This is a genomic window from Gaiella sp., from assembly GCF_057140465.1.
Genome location: NZ_DBNHWK010000078.1, coordinates 1 through 13971 on the forward strand (window position 1 = coordinate 1; position 13971 = coordinate 13971).

The following is a 13971-nucleotide window of genomic DNA, read 5'->3' on the forward strand; positions in this document are numbered from 1 at the left end:
GTCCCGGGCTTCGAGGTCGCGTCGACGGAGAGCACGTCGCGAAACAGCGCGGTGGGCTGTTCCTCGTCGAGAACGCGACTCAGTGCGAGCTTCACGTCGTCCTCGTTCGCGCTGCCGAGCCCACCCGCGACTCCCGAGCTCCGAAGGTCGTCGTCGACCGCGTCCGCGATCGTGTGCAGTCCGATGACCGTCTGCGAGAGGTCGTTGTCGAAGTAGGTCGAGAACGCGCCGCTCAGCTCGTCCGACGATCGGAGCGCGTCGGAGTTCTGCTTCCACTCCCGGAGGGTGGCGAGATCGAGTGCGTCGGCGTTCTCGTCTTCAACGATGAACTGAAGCTCGGTCGTCGAGGGCCTGAACGTGCGCTCGACCAGCACAGCTGTGTCGAAGACGTCGCCGCCCGGATCGAACGACGCTTCCCTGTCCGGCGTCGTCTTGATGCCGACGACGACGATTACCGCCGTGAGCAGGCCGAGGATGAGAAGGACTCGACCTGGGCGGTTGACGAAGGCGGTCAGTATGCGCCCGATCCGCGAGTGTTCGTGGTGCGAGTTGGTGCTGGCCATCGTCCCTCCCTGATCTGCGCCCGGCTCGTCTTCGGAGTCCCATTCCCAGGCCCTCGACGCGCTTGATCCAGACACTTATGATTCGATACGTCTCGTTTTTATAACTGCTCTCGGGAGGCGAGTCAATACGAGACGCCTCGGATAGTTTTGGAGAGACCGATGGCCGACGACGACACTAAGAAGCAGCGTGGCCGTCCCCGCAGCCGCGAGTCACAACGTGCGATCCTCGCCGCTGCTCTCGAGTCGCTCGCCGAGGTGGGCTACCAGCGCCTCACGATCCAGGGCGTCGCCCGTCGAGCGGGAGTGAGCAAGGCGACGATCTATCGCTGGTGGCCGTCCAAGTCCGAACTCGTGCTCGACGCCGCCGCCGACCATCTCGCCATCGGTCTCGTGCCGGACTCCGGGTCGACTCGCGCCGACCTGCAGGCAGCCGCCGATCAGCTCGTGGCCACGTTCAGCGATCGGATCGCGGCGATCGTGATCCTCGCCGCGATCGCGCGCGTCGATGACGATCCAGAGATGGCCGCCGAGTTTCGACGACGATCGGTTCTCCCATGGCGGACGTCCGCCGCGGCTGCGCTCGAGCGAGGCGTCGCCCGTGGCGACCTGCGCAGCGACCTCGACGTCGCGCTGGCGCTCGACCTCCTCGTCGGCACCGTCTTCCAGCGCACGCTCGTCGTGCCCGCGCCCATGACGGAAGGCCTCGCGGAGTCACTCGTCGACGTGCTCCTCACCGTCTGAGGCGAGTCTGTCCGCTCGAGCGGCGACAACGCGGCGCCCCGTCAGTACGTGGCAGCGTCACGTGCCGCTCCACGCTGGGTTGCTTTGCCAACGTTCTATCCCGTGGCCGAGCGTCGACGTCGCCAGACCGACGAAACCGGCTCCACGAGCGGGTTCAGAGACGGGAGCGGCGGGACTCGAACCCGCGGCCTCCGGCGTGACAGGCCGACGATCGGACGCGCTCCCCGTGACCGCCTGTTGACCCGTCTGTTGACCCCCTCGATCCGCGGGCCGGGGCGGAAGCCCGTGATCCCGCATGGATCCTGATGCGCCCGGCAGGATTCGAACCTGCGACCCGCGGATTAGAAGTCCGCCGCTCTGTCCACTGAGCTACGGGCGCCCGGTGGAAGGGTAATCGGTCGCCGGGCGGGCGCCCGTGAGCCACGCGGCAGTCGGCTCCGCGGGCCGCAGGGCCGCCGGACGGCGGGTGCTACGGTGCTGCCGCCGCCATGGAGACGCCCCTGAGCCTGAAGCCGCCCGCCGACGGGGCGCGCAGCCGCTACCCCGACACCCGGTTCGACGCGCTGCTGGTCGTCTCGTTCGGCGGCCCCGAGGGGACGGACGACGTGATCCCGTTCCTCGAGAACGTGACGCGGGGGCGCGGCGTGCCGCCCGAGCGGCTCGCCGAGGTCGCGCAGCACTACGAGCGCTTCGGCGGCGTCAGCCCGATCAACGCCCAGAACCGCGCCCTGATCGACGCGCTCCGGCCCGAGCTCGCGGCGCACGGCATCGACCTCCCGATCTACTTCGGCAACCGCAACTGGCACCCGTTCCTCGCCGACACGCTGCGGGAGATGGCCGACGACGGGATCGAGCGCGCGCTGGCGTTCTTCACCTCGGGCTTCAGCTCCTACTCCGGGTGCAGGCAGTACCGCGAGAACCTGCACGACGCGCAGCAGGCGGTCGGCGACGCCGCACCCGAGGTGCTGAAGACCCGCATGTTCTACAACCACCCGGGCTGGGTCGAGGCGAACGCCGAGCTCCTCGCCGCCGCCCTCGCCGAGCAGCCGGACGCGCACGTGCTCTTCTCCGCCCACTCGATCCCCGCGGCGATGGCCGCCGGCTGCCGCTACGAGGCACAGCTCGCCGAGTCGGCGGGGCTCGTCGCGCAGGCGGCCGGCGCCCGCGACTGGCAGGTCGTCTACCAGAGCCGCAGCGGCCCGCCGCACGTGCCCTGGCTCGAGCCCGACGTCTGCGACGCGGTCGAGGCGCTCCCGGCCCACGGTGCGGGCGCGGTCGTCGTCTCGCCGCTCGGGTTCGTGTCCGACCACCTCGAGGTGCTCTACGACCTCGACGTCGAGGCCCGCGAGGCGGCCGAGGCCGCCGGTCTCGCGTTCGCCCGGGTGCCCAGCGTCGGCACGCACCCCGCGTTCGTCTCGATGATCCGCGAGCTGGTCCAGGAGCGGCTCGACCCGGCAGTGCCGCGGCGCGCGCTCGGAGCGGACGGGCCGGGCTACGACACCTGCCCGCCCGGCTGCTGCAGGCCCGGCACGGGGCGCCCGAGCCCGTGGGAGCCGTCGACGCCCGCCTGAGCGGTGGCCGCCTCCCCGGCGCGCGGGCGCCGCGAGAGCCGGCGCGGAGCTACGAGGGACGCACGACGAGCGGCGCGCACCGCGCCCCGGTCGCGTCGACGACGGGCTGGCCGGCCGCAGTCTTCGGCGTCACGGTCAGCCGCGTCGCGGTGACCTCGACCTGCGCGTAGCCGTACTGGTCGGTCGCGGCGCAGCGGAGGCCGAGGCCGCTCGGCGGCGCCGGCTTGAAGAAGAGGCCCGTGACGAGGGCGCCCGCGCCCGGTGAGCCGAGGAACGCGTCGATCTCCTTCCCGTACGTGTTGGTGGCGACGGGGCCGGTGACGACCTCCCAGATCCCGGTGCCGACGGGCGCCGGCGGCTCGAGCGTCGAGCGCCGGATCTCGCCGATCAGGTGCGCGTGCGTGTCGGTCGTGAGGACGACGACGCCCGGGATCCCCTCCAGCACGTTCAGCATCCGTGACCGGGCGGCCGCGTAGCCCTCCCAGCGGTCGTACGGCAGCGCGTACATCTGCAGCATCGGCACCTCGTTGACGACCACCTTGAACGTCGCCGTCGAGGCGCGAACGGCCTTCGCGAACGCGGCCTCCTGCGCCTCGCCGAGCATCGTCCGCGTCGGGCTCGCGATCGTGTCCAGGCACGCCTGCGGCACGGGCTGCGCGAGGTCGGGGGCGATCGCCGCGAAGCCCGCGCGGACCGCAGCCGGCGCCGTCGGCGCGAGGTCGTTCCCGCACAGGCCCGTCGCCTTCGCGCTCCGGAACGAGCGCTCGTCGAGGAAGAAGAGCTCGAGGTGCCGCCCCCAGCGGAACGTCCGGTAGAGGCCCGTCGACGGCGAGTACGTGACGGGGGCGTAGTCGGTGAACGCCTTCACGCCCGCGCGGTAGATCGCCGTGCCGTGCTCCGCGCGCGAGAAGTCGTTGATGAACTCGTGGTCGTCCCAGTGGCTGTAGAGCCCGGCGCTGGCCCGGAGCTGCCGCAGCGCCGGAAGGGCGAGGCCGAGCTTGTACTTCCCCCACTTCGCCGCCGTCGTGCGCGCGACGGGCGTGCCGCCGACCTCGGAGTCGGAGTAGATCGTGTCGCCGAGGTTGATGTTGAACTGGTTGCGCTCACGGGCCATCCGGGCGTACGTCTCGAAGCGGTTGTACGCAGGCCGGCCGTTCGCGCCGGGCGTCGCGTCGGCGTCGCCGGAGATCGCGAAACGGACGCGCGCCGGGGTCGCCGGGAGGGGCGCCGTGACGAAGGTCCCCACCGGGCTCAGCGACGATCCCTGGCGGAAGCGGTACCAGTAGCGCCCGCCCGACCGCAGCCCCGTGACGCGCACGCGGACGGTCCGGTCGTCGCGCGACCGTGCGTCAGCCTGCTTCACGATCAGGCGGCCGGTGAAGCGCGCATTCGCCGCGACCTCGACGCGCAGCAGCCCGACCCGCGGAGCACGCGTCCAGAGCAGCGCCTCCGACGTCGTGATCTCGCCCGCGGCCACGCCCTGCTGGAACGGGCTCGGCGTCGCCGCGAAGCCGATCGCCGAGAGGACGGCCACGCCTGCGGTGACGACGGCGGCGACGGCGATGCGAACCATCCGCCGGAGGGTACTACGACGGCGCGCGCGGAGTCTCGAGCTGCTCCTGCTCCGCGAGGAAGCGGAGGAACCAGTAGGCGAAGACGGCGAAGAAGACGACCGCCTGCTCCGACGCCATCGAGATGCCGCCGAGCTGCTGGTCGGCGAGCCGGCCGATGCCCCAGAGGCGCTCCGGGGCGTCGGCGTACGCCTCGTAGATCGGCTCGGGGACCAGGGCGAGGACGAGCCCGAGCGGCGCGGAGAGCACGAACCCGGCGAAGACGTAGGCGGCGCGGGGGCCCGGGCCGAGGCGGTGAGGCTCGTCCTGCCAGACGCACCACCACATCGCGAGGCCGGTGACGAGGTACGTCAGGTGCTCGAGCGCGAGCAGGAGGCCCCCGTCCCGCAGCGCCGCGTCGTACGGCGCCGGCACGTGCCACAGGGCGTAGGCGCCGACCCACAGCGGCAGCGCGACGAACGGGTGCGTGACCGCCCGGATCGCGGGAACCTGCGCGATCCGGGCTGCGAGCGGCGGGGCGAGCCCGAGCACGAGCAGGAGCGGAACCCACTCGGCGAGCACGACGTTCTGCAGCAGGTGCAGCCACAGCAGGTACTCGACCGCGACGGTGTCCCACGGCGTCACGAAGACGACGACGACGAGCAGGCACCCGGCGAGGAACGAGAGCGCGCGCCACGGCCCGGCCGGCCAGCGCCGCAGCGAGGCGAGGTAGGCGACGGCGAGCACGACGCCGACGAGTGCCTCCGCGTTCCATGACCACGCGCCGGGCGACACAGGCGCTACGCTAGTGCCTTCACGGGCGGCCTTGGTGAAGTGGTATCACCCGAGCCTTCCAAGCTCGTGTCACCGGTTCGAATCCGGTAGGCCGCTTCCCTCACGCCGTCCGGCATCGACGATGCCCGCCCCGCGTACGCGCCGGGGTCGCAGGCCCCGCCCGTGCACCGTCTCCGGGCTTCAGGCGGCGCGACTCGCGCCGCGAGCCGTGGGCGGCTCGACCCCGGGGGTCGCGCCGAGCGCCGACACCGCGACGGCGAGGCGCCCGGCGGCGTCGGCGCTCTCGGCCGACGGGTCGACGTGCACGCAGGGGCCGACGCGCACGGTGACGGGGCCGCGGCGCGGCCACCGCCGGCCCTTCGGGAGGAGAGCGTGGGTGCCCTCGACCGCGATCGGGACGACCGGCACGCGGAGGCCGGCGGCGAGCAACCCGCTGCCCGCCCGGAACGGCTGGACGACACCCGTCGGCGAGCGCGTGCCCTCCGGGTAGACGAGCACCGACCAGCCTCCGTCGACGAGGTCGCCGCAGTGCTCGAGGCTGGAACGGACGGCCCCCTCCCGGGAGAACGGGAACGCGTTCAGGAGCAGCGGCATCGCGATCGCGAGCGGGCGGGTGCGGAAGAAGTAGTCGGCGGCGGCGGCGACCGCGACACGCCGACGCACCGCGCGGGGCAGCGCCCGCAGGATCGACGGCGTGTCGAGATGGCTCGCGTGGTTGGCGACGATCAGCACGGGCGTGTCGAGCGCCTCCAGGTGCTCGCGCCCCTCGACGCGGAAGGGGGAGCACACGAGCGCGTGCACCGGGAACAGCACCGCCGCCTGGAGGACGGTACGGACGAGGCGGGCCGGGCCACCGAGTGCCCACTCCGGGAACGCGACCGGGGGAGACGCGGCCTGTCCGCCCTCGACGATCGCCGTCAGCTCCCCGACCGTCGCGGCCCCGGCGAGCGCGTCCTCCTCGAGCGACAGCCCCAGCTCGCGCTCGAGCCGGACGGCGAGCTCGACCCGTGCGAGCGAGTCGAGGCCGACGTCGAGGGCGAGGTCGCTGTCCGGGCCCAGCGCCGCGCCCGCCGGGGCGAGGCCGACGAGGATGCGCAGGAGGCGGCTCGCGCGGTCGGCGTCCGCAGTGGGCCGCGGGGACGACGGCTCGCCGGCCGGAGGGCGACCCGCGAGCGCAGCGAGCACCTCGTGGCGCTTCAGCTTCAGCAGGCTCGTGCGAGGGAGCTCTCCCTCCTCCCAGAGCGTGAACGCCCCGATCCGCTGGTGCGGTGCGAGCCGCGCGTTGGCGCGCCGCACCGCCCCGGCGACGCGGTCCTGCGCGTCGGCGCCGCGGTCGGCGGGGAGCACGACGGCGTGCACGTGGACGCCCCGCTCCGGGTCGGCCGCTCCGACGACGGCGCAGTCGCCGACCGCCTCCTCTCCGGCGAGCTCGGCCTCCACGTCCTCCGGATGCACGTTGAGGCCGCTCGGGAGCACGATCAGGTCGGTGAGCCGCCCGCGGAGATACAGGAACCCGTCGCGGTCGATCTCGCCGAGGTCACCGGTGCGCAACCAGCCGTCCGCGGTGAAGGCCGCCGCCGTCGCCTCGTCGTCCCGCCAGTAGCCCGGGGTCACGTTCGGGCCGCGCACGAGGATCTCGCCGCCGTCGCCGATCCGCACGTCGACCCCGGGCACGGGGCGACCGACGCTGCCGGCCTTCCGATCCGCGCGCGTGTTCGAGGCGACGCTCGGCGCGCACTCGGTCGTGCCGTACCCCTCGAGGACGGTCACCCCGAGGCGCTCCCATGCGGCGCCGACCTCCGGGTCGAGCGCGGCGCCGCCGCTGACGAAGAGCTCGAGGCACCCGCCGAGCTCCCGGTGGACGCGGCGGAAGAGCACGCGCCGCGCCGCCACCGGCAGGCGGGGCGCGAGCCGGTGCGCGGCCTGCCAGCTGCCGAGCGAGCCGCGGCGCTGCACCTCCTGCTCGATCCCCGCGAGCAGGAACTCGAGCACCTGCGGAACGACCGCCATCGCCGTCACCTTCTGGCGGCGCATCGTCTTCACGAGCACGGGCGGCTGCCGGCTCGGCGTGTAGTGGACGCTCGCGCCGACCGACAGCGGCAGGAACAGGCCGGCCGTCTGCTCGAACATGTGCGACAGCGGCAGGACCGAGAGCAGCCGGAAGTCGTGCGTCGGCCGGAGCGCGGCATGTGCGGAGCGGACGTTGGCGACGACGTTCGCGTGCGTGAGCTCGACGCCCTTGGGGCGGCCGGTGGTGCCCGAGGTGAACACGATCTCCGCGAGGTCGTCGGCCCGCGGCCGGACGCCGCGGTACGGCCGCTGCTCGTCGAACGGGAGCGCGGGCAGCTCGAGCGTCGGCGCGTCCGGGACCTCTCCGAAGCCGCTGATCACGAGGGCGGCATCCGTGCGGTCGACGACGCGGGCACGCAGCTCCGGGGTCGCGTACGGGTCGAGCGGGACGAGCACGAAGCGGCCGAGCAGCACGCCGAAGATCGCGGCCACGAGCTGCGGGCAGTTCGGGCCCCACACGACGACGCGCGCCCCGGGCTCGAGGCGGCGATCCTCTGCGAGGTGTGCGGCGAGCGCGGCGGATCGGGCCCGGAGACGCCGATAGCTCCACGTGTCGTCGCGAAGCCCGGAGCGGATCGTGAGGGCCGTGCGCCCGCCGTGCTCCGCGGCCGCGACGTCGAGGAGGTCGACGAGCGTCTCCATCGCCTCCGGCACGACCGGGCCCGCTCCCGCTACGCCGCGGCGCCCGGCCTGCCCGGCACGAGCGCGACGCGGCCCGCCACCGTGACGTCGACCGGCCCGCGGGCTCGCAGCTTCAGCCCGTCGACGTTGACGAGCTGCTCCCACCCGGGATCCTCGGGGCGCACGGTGAGGCTGCGCACCTCCGCGACGACCGCTCCGTAGGCCTGCGGGTCGTCGAGCACGGCTCCCGTTCTGCAGGCGACGGTCTGGCGGATCAGCGCGCGCGGGCCGAGGGAGCGCAGCGCGATCACGCGGAACGTCCCGCTCGCCAGGTCGAGCCCGCGGCCGAGCGTGAAGTCGCGCCCGAGGTCGCCGTTCATCAGGATCACCGAGACCCAGTCGTCGGGCCCGACCTCGTCGCCGTCGAGCACGAGGGTCAGACGCGGACGGCGCCCGGCGAGGCGGGCGACGTTCCACTCGACCGTCGCGAGCGCGAACCCCGTCATGAACGGCCCGAGGTCGCCGAAGAGCTGCCCGAGGACGCCCTTGTAGGCCTTCACCAGCCTCGACTCGGTGAAGCGTGGGATCTCGCCGAAGACGCCGAAGCCGCCGAAGCCGACGAGGTGACGGGTCACCGCCTCGCCGTCGGGCGCCGTCGCGGCGAGGGCGACGACGTCGGCGGCGACCGTCTCGTCGCTCTCGATGCCGCCGACGATCGCGTCGACCGCCTCCGGCAGCGTGTCGGGGATGCCGAGCACCTTGCCGATGAGGTCGGCCGATCCCTTGCGAAGGAAGGCGAGCCGGAGGTCGGCGGGGACGCCGCCGTCGAGCAGCGCCCCCTCGAGGACGGCGTTGAACGTCCCGGCGCCGCCGGCCGACACGACCAGTCGCCCGCCCCGGCGGACGACGCCGTGCGCCTGCTCCTGCGCCTCCGCGTGGCTGTGCGCCACGTGCACGCGCACCGGGCGGGGCGTCCGCGCACGGAACGCGGGCAGGATCCGATCGACCTTCCGCTGGTCCTCGAGCGAGCCGGAGATCGTCGTCGCGATCACGTCGATCGCCCCCTCGGCGACGGCGTCGGCCTCCCCGGCCTCGTCGATCGCGCGGATCGTGTCGCTCACCGCCGCCACCACGCGCGCCACGACCTCCTCGGGCGGCACCTCGCCGACCGGCACGCGCAGGACGGGAAGCCCGCGCCGCCGCTCGAGCAGCGCGCAGACGCGCTCGTACGCGCGGCCGAGCTCCGCGAGGAAGGCCTCGTTCTCGTGCGTCTGCAGCGGCCGCCCGCGCGCCCGGATCCGCCCGAGCGCGACGGCGGGGTCGATCTCGAGGAGCACGACGAGGCCCGGGTAGGCGAAGCGCCCGAGGCGCAGGCGGTTGAGCAGCGTCAGCTGCCAGGAGCGCCGCAGTCGCCCCGGGAGCTCGCGGAGCCGGAGCGTCCGCTCGTGCGCGAGCAGCGCGAGGCCCTCGTCGAGGGCGTCGTCGTCGCCCGCGAGCTCGTCGCGGGCGAACCGTGCGACCGCCCAGGCCGCCGTGTTCACGAGCGGGTCGCCGTCGCAGAGGATGACGTCGGGCCGATCGTGGACCCGGACGTGGTCGACGAGGCGCGTCCGCTCGGTGAGGTCGAGGAACTTCACGTTCTTGTAGAGGACGGGGACGCGCAGGCCCTTCGCGAGGCGCCCCACGACGCGCGTCAGCCGGGTGCGGGGGACGTCGGTGCGCTCGTGGACGCCCACCCCGGGGGCGCCCGCGAGGACGCGGTCGCCGACACCGACGACGGCGAGGCTCCGCGCGAGCGCGGCGAGCACCGCCTCGAACGTGGACGTCTTGCCGCAGCCGTCGATCCCCACGACGGAGACGATCAGCGGCGGGCGCGCCGGGGCCGCACGCCGACGCGGCGGCGCCGCCTCGGAGGCCGCGCCGCGCACGATCTCCCCCGGTCCCTCGACGACGGTGGTGGCCTGCATCCGCACGCCCCTTTCACGACGAGGGTACGTCGCTGCCGTCCGGCTCGAATCGGGGACGACACTGACCCGCCGTTCGGGCCTCCCGCATCGCCGTCTCCGGCCCGTCGTGCCCGGTCGCCCGAGGACGAGGCGGGACCACGGAGCCGTTCGCCGTGGCGCCGCGTGCGGGCTCACGCCTCCTTGATCACCGCGTACCAGATGCGCTCGGCGACCTCGGCGACCGTCTCGCCGATCCGCGAGAACCGGCGGTACAGCTCGCGCCGCGCCATCACCTCGCGCAGGTCGTCGACCTCCAGCAGCTCCGCCATCGCGCGCCGGTAGACGCGCTCGATGTTGCGCTCGGCCTTGATCGCGGCGTCGGCCGCGGTCGTGGCGCCCTCGCGGTGGGCCTGCAGGCCCGCGACCGCGTCGTCGAGGTGCCCGACGGCCTCGCGGAGCAGCGCCGCCATCTCGGCGACGGGACGGTCGGGCGGGCACGCCATCACCTCCGACTCGCGCACCGCGTCCTTGGCGAGGTTGAGGACCCAGTCGATCCCCCGGCCGATCGTGTACAGGTTCTCGGGGTCGTACGGCGTGGTGAAGGCGTCGACGAGCGTGCGCTCCAGCCGGCGCTTGTGGTCGTCCGCCTCGTGCTCGAGACGGCGGACGTCGTCGGCCTTCCGGGCGTCGCCGTCCGCCCAGGCGACGAGGGCGTCCATCCCCGCGATCGTCACCTCGAGCTGCGAGCGGAGCATCCCGAGCACGTCGGGCGTGTCGGGCAGGAACCACCGGTGCACGGTCATGCGACCCACCTCCACAGGATCAGCGTCAGCGCCGCGAGCAGCGCGCAGACGGGGATCGTCGTCGCCCACGCGATCAGCATCTCGCGCACGATCGACCAGCGCACGTGCCGCCAGCGCCGGCGCCCCGCCCCGATCCCGACGATCGACGAGGCGACGACGTGGGTCGTCGACACGGGCGCACCGAGGAACGACGCGCCGAGGATGACCGCCGACGATCCGGACTGGCTCGCGAGGCCGTCCAGCGGCCGGATCCGGTAGATGCTGCGACCGATCGTCTTCACGATCTTCCACCCGCCGAGCGCGGTACCGAGCGTGAGCGCCGCGGCGGCGCCGAGCTCGACCCACAACGGTGCCTCGAAGGATGACGACTTCCCGGTCGCGACGAGGAGGGCGACGATCACGCCGACGGCCTTCTGGGCGTCGTTCGCACCGTGGCTGAACGCGAGCGCGGCGGAGCTCACCCACTGCCCGGCGTTGACCGGCGTGCGCATGCGACGGGTCGCGCGCCGCAGGAGGCGGGCGAGCAGCCGGATCAGCGCGAAGGCGACGACCGCTCCGATCACGGGCGACACCGCGAGCGCGACCACCGTGCCGACGAAGCCGACCGGGCGCCAGCCGTCGAACCCGCCCCAGTTGACCGCCGACACCCCGCCCGCCAGGAGCGCGGCCCCGGTGAGGCCGCCGACGAGCGCGTGCCCCGAGCTCGAGGGGAGCCCGCGCGACCACGTGATCAGGTTCCACCCGGTGGCGGCGATCAGCGCGGCTCCGACGACCTCGACCGTCTCGTCGGCCGGCACGTCGACGATGCCCCCGATCGTGCTCGCGACCGCGGCGCCGACGAGCAGCGGCCCGAGCATGTTGAAGACGGCGGCGAGCACGATCGCCTGCCCCGGCCGCGCGGCGCGCGTGCCCACGAGCGTCGCGATCGCGTTCGAGGCGTCGTGGAACCCGTTCGTGAGGGCGAACGCGAACGCGAGCGCCACCGCAACCACGAGGCCGACGTCCATCCGCCGACTCTAGAGGCTCGTCGCCGGGGCGACGTACCGCGCCTCGGCGAGGAGGCAGGGGACGGCAGGGACGCACGGCCCGCGGGCGTCGTCCCTCCGCTCGATCGGGTGGGAGGAACGGGCGCGACCGCGGAGAACCCGCTCGCAGAGACCTGCGCGGGGCCGCCCGCGAAGCAACCCGACTGGAGGGACCCGTGGACTCCCCACCCCTTGTGCAACGTCTGCTCGCCGAGATGTTCGGCACGTTCCTGTTCTTCTTCCTGGGCTTCAGCGCGATCGCGACGCTGGTCGGCTTCGACTCGCAGTTCGGCGAAGGGAACGGGACGCTCCTGACGATGGTTGCGATCCCGGCAGGCTTCGGATTCGGGCTCGCGCTCGCGATCACCGCCTTCGGTCACATCTCGGGCGGCCACTTCAACCCCGCGGTGACGCTCGGGCTGACGATCGGGCGGAAGTTCCAGCCGATGGACGTGATCCCGTACTGGATCGCCCAGCTGATCGGGGGCATCGGCGCGGTCGCCGTGCAGGCGATCGTCTTCGACGACACCGTCACCGACGCGCTCGTCACGAACCCCGGCTTCGACGTCGACGACTGGGGCGCGATGGTGCTCGAGATCGTCGCCACCGCGCTGTTCCTGATGGTGATCCTCACCGTCGCGACCGACGCGCGCGCGGCGTGGTACGGCGTGATGGCGCCGCTGATGATCGGCCTCTACATCTTCACGATGGCGGCCGTGATCGGCTCGACCTCGGGCGGATCGGTGAACCCGGCGCGGTCGCTCGCCCCCGCGATCTGGGCCTGGGAGTGGAGCAACATCTGGATCTACCTCGTCGGGCCACTCGCCGGCGGAGTGATCGGAGCGGCGATCTGGGTCGGAATCGTCGAACGCGGCGGCCGATCCGGCCCCTCCGAGGACGTCGTCGTCGTCGAGGAGCCTGCCGCAGAGCTGTAAGGCACCGGGCGAGAGGAGCACCGTGGGAGGGCGCCGACGGCGCCCTCCCGCGTCTCGGGGGACGACCGGGTGCCCACCCCTCGTCCTTGCTCCGTTGAGGCGGTTTGCCGTGATCCCTCGCCGCCCGGAGTGTGCGGGCATGCTCCCTGGCAAGATCGAGACCGCCCCTCCCGTCTCCGGGCTGTGGGCGACGGCCCTGGTCGAGTTGACTGCTCGACCGTGGTGCGGGATGCTGCCGCCGCGGGGTCAGCCCAACCGGATCGGAGGTTGTCAGCTCATGAACAGCGCAACGGCGGGACGCTTGACTCCGTTGAGCGGGATCGTGTTCGTCGCATTGTTCGTGCTTGCGTTCGCCCTCACCGGGGATTCGCCACAGGCATCCGATTCCGACGCCGAGTACCTCGCGTGGTACGGCGACAGCGGGAACCGCACGCAGGAGATCGTCGTCTTCTTCATGATCGTGGTCGGCGCACTGTTCTTCCTCTGGTTCCTGACAAGCCTCCGAGAGCGTCTGCGTGCCGTCGAGTCGGGCTCACACGGGCTGTCGACCCTCGCGTTCGGGTCAGGCCTCCTCTCCATCGCGCTCCTGCTCGGGGCAGCATGCATCGGCATCGGCCCCGCAGCTGTAGCCGACGAGACCGACAAGTTCCAGCTCGACCCCGACCTGGCGCGGCTCACCAGCACGACGAGCTACCTGCTGCTCGTCAGCTCGACGATGATCGCCGCCGGACTCGTCGTCGCCACCTCGGTGCTCGCGATCAGGAACGGCGCGCTTCCGGCGTGGCTCGGCTGGATCGGCCTGGTCGTGGCGGTGCTGACGCTGCTGGCCGTGGCCTGGTTCCCGATCCTCGTCTACCTCGCCTGGATCCTCGTCGTCAGCATCGCTCTCGTGCTTCGGCCGAACCAACAGCCACCTCCAGGTTGATTCCCGGGCGCAGGGGCGCACGCGCCCCGAGGAGCGACCGGACGACACACCGCGTCGAGGACGTCGCTGACCCACCGTCAGCCGCGGCTGCCGTGACACACCGTCCAGGGTTGGGTCGGTCGGACCGCGCTTTCGACCGGCGCTCCGCATCGGACAGGCTGGCCCAGGTGCGCTACCGGGAACATCAACGCGGGCTGACAGTTCCAAGAACTGTTCCAGGAACGCCGGAGAGGCCCTGGCGTCGGGCCTCTCCGATCGACGATGCGGCATCTCTCCTGGTGTTGCGGTGAGTCGGGGCGGTCGGACTTGAACCGACGACCTCTTGCTCCCACAGCAAGCGCGCTACCAGGCTGCGCCACGCCCCGGCCGCCCGCAGTGTAGATCGTCGCCCGGCAGGAAGGCCGCGCGCCGCGGCCGGGCCACGGC

General features: G+C 73.0%; 11 protein-coding genes and 4 tRNA genes. 5 read left to right on the top strand and 10 right to left on the bottom strand.

Translation table 11 applies throughout. The annotated features are described in order from the left end of the window. Positions 1–563, bottom strand: a 563-nt coding sequence (locus AC162C_RS11480) for a hypothetical protein (RefSeq protein ID WP_484097670.1), incomplete at its 3' end; no start/stop codon positions are given. 159 nt (positions 564–722) lie between these two features. Here AC162C_RS11480 and AC162C_RS11485 point away from each other — a divergent pair. Continuing rightward, complete coding sequence (locus tag AC162C_RS11485; RefSeq protein WP_484097671.1) at positions 723–1304, top strand: TetR/AcrR family transcriptional regulator; 582 nt, start codon at positions 723–725, stop codon at positions 1302–1304. 161 nt (positions 1305–1465) lie between these two features. Here AC162C_RS11485 and AC162C_RS11490 read toward each other — a convergent pair. Both AC162C_RS11490 and AC162C_RS11495 read right to left on the bottom strand, forming a co-directional pair. Beyond that, positions 1466–1529 (bottom strand) — tRNA-OTHER (locus tag AC162C_RS11490). An 81-nt stretch (positions 1530–1610) separates the two neighbouring features. Then, positions 1611–1683, bottom strand: a tRNA-Arg gene (locus AC162C_RS11495). Positions 1684–1792: 109 nt separating this feature from the next. Between AC162C_RS11495 and AC162C_RS11500 the strand changes: the two genes are divergently transcribed. Continuing rightward, positions 1793–2875 carry a ferrochelatase gene (locus AC162C_RS11500; RefSeq protein WP_484097672.1) on the top strand — a complete coding sequence of 361 codons (1083 nt, stop codon included), beginning with the start codon at positions 1793–1795 and terminating at the stop codon, positions 2873–2875. Positions 2876–2924: 49 nt separating this feature from the next. Here AC162C_RS11500 and AC162C_RS11505 read toward each other — a convergent pair whose 3' ends face one another. Beyond that, positions 2925–4448, bottom strand: a complete 1524-nt coding sequence (locus AC162C_RS11505) for an alkaline phosphatase D family protein (protein WP_484097673.1) — start codon at positions 4446–4448, stop codon at positions 2925–2927. Positions 4449–4461: 13 nt separating this feature from the next. Further along, positions 4462–5220, bottom strand: coding sequence for a cytochrome c oxidase assembly protein (locus tag AC162C_RS11510; RefSeq protein ID WP_484097674.1), 759 nt, complete (start codon positions 5218–5220; stop codon positions 4462–4464). Positions 5221–5245: 25 nt separating this feature from the next. Here AC162C_RS11510 and AC162C_RS11515 point away from each other — a divergent pair. Then, positions 5246–5316 (top strand) — tRNA-Gly (locus AC162C_RS11515). Between the two features lie 84 nt (positions 5317–5400). Here the strand turns inward: AC162C_RS11515 and AC162C_RS11520 are convergent. The 4 genes from AC162C_RS11520 to AC162C_RS11535 all read right to left on the bottom strand — a co-directional run bounded on the left by AC162C_RS11520 (position 5401) and on the right by AC162C_RS11535 (position 11667). Then, entirely contained in the window at positions 5401–7944 is a 2544-nt protein-coding gene (locus AC162C_RS11520; protein WP_484097675.1) for an AMP-binding protein, read from the bottom strand. 17 nt (positions 7945–7961) lie between these two features. Then, the gene (locus AC162C_RS11525) at positions 7962–9878 is read right to left on the bottom strand and encodes a diacylglycerol kinase family protein (protein ID WP_484097676.1); all 1917 of its coding nucleotides are present in this window, start codon (positions 9876–9878) and stop codon (positions 7962–7964) included. Between the two features lie 170 nt (positions 9879–10048). Then, on the bottom strand, positions 10049–10660 hold the full coding sequence (locus AC162C_RS11530; RefSeq protein ID WP_484097677.1) for a DUF47 domain-containing protein: 612 nt from the start codon (positions 10658–10660) through the stop codon (positions 10049–10051). Next, a complete protein-coding gene (locus AC162C_RS11535) occupies positions 10657–11667 on the bottom strand; it encodes an inorganic phosphate transporter (RefSeq protein WP_462974798.1) in 1011 nt (336 codons plus the stop codon). Before AC162C_RS11535 ends, AC162C_RS11530 begins: the two co-directional genes overlap by 4 nt. Before the next feature lie 212 nt (positions 11668–11879). Here AC162C_RS11535 and AC162C_RS11540 point away from each other — a divergent pair, with 212 nt between their 5' ends. Both AC162C_RS11540 and AC162C_RS11545 read left to right on the top strand, forming a co-directional pair. Next, positions 11880–12620 (top strand): MIP/aquaporin family protein, encoded by a 741-nt coding sequence (locus AC162C_RS11540; RefSeq protein ID WP_462975447.1) that lies wholly within the window; start codon positions 11880–11882, stop codon positions 12618–12620. 139 nt (positions 12621–12759) lie between these two features. Next, positions 12760–13545, top strand: a complete 786-nt coding sequence (locus tag AC162C_RS11545; RefSeq protein ID WP_484097678.1) for a hypothetical protein — start codon at positions 12760–12762, stop codon at positions 13543–13545. 291 nt (positions 13546–13836) lie between these two features. Here the strand turns inward: AC162C_RS11545 and AC162C_RS11550 are convergent. Further along, positions 13837–13910, bottom strand: a tRNA-Pro gene (locus AC162C_RS11550). Positions 13911–13971: the final 61 nt, after the last annotated feature.